The organism is Vibrio sp. Y176 (genome assembly GCF_033438945.1).
In genome coordinates, this window is record NZ_JAWOQS010001142.1 from 1 (window position 1) to 526 (window position 526).

At 43.0% G+C, this 526-nt stretch carries 1 protein-coding gene; it reads left to right on the top strand.

Annotated elements, in window-relative coordinates; genetic code table 11:
* Positions 1 to 204: 204 nt before the first annotated feature.
* Positions 205 to 526, top strand: a 322-nt coding sequence (locus R7O13_RS31555; RefSeq protein ID WP_412125759.1) for an MbeB family mobilization protein, incomplete at its 3' end; no start/stop codon positions are given.

The window sequence follows — 526 nt, forward strand, 5'->3', positions numbered from 1 at the left end:
AGATTCAGCAACTTCTTACCGATGGTCTACTTAATCTTGCTCAATCAGGCGCGATCCGTAGTCGAAAAGGGGTAATTGGTGCGCTTGAAAGCAAAGGATTTGAGATTGCCAGAGTGACAGCTAAAAGCATCAGCATTAAGAATCCCGAAAGTGGGAAACGAAACATAAGATTAAAAGGTTTGTTGTATGAGCAAGATTTTGAATATGGCGAGGGACTTCAATTCGCAATCGAAGAAGCAAGCCAACGCTATCGAGCAAACGCTAAAGAAAGACTTCGAGAGGCACGAACAACGTATTCAAGATGCGTTGAAATCAAGCGAGCAGAAAATCATAAACGACATCCAAGAGCAGCAATCACGTTTGAATCTCTTGGTGATGAAAACATGGATTTGGTTGCCAGTGACCCTGTTATTTTTGGTGATCGTCAGTTACGGGATCGCTTGGTATCAAGGGCAGACGATATTAGACAATCAGAAAAAGATAGCCCGCCAAAAAGCGATCCTAGAGCAGTTCCAGAACAAGACTT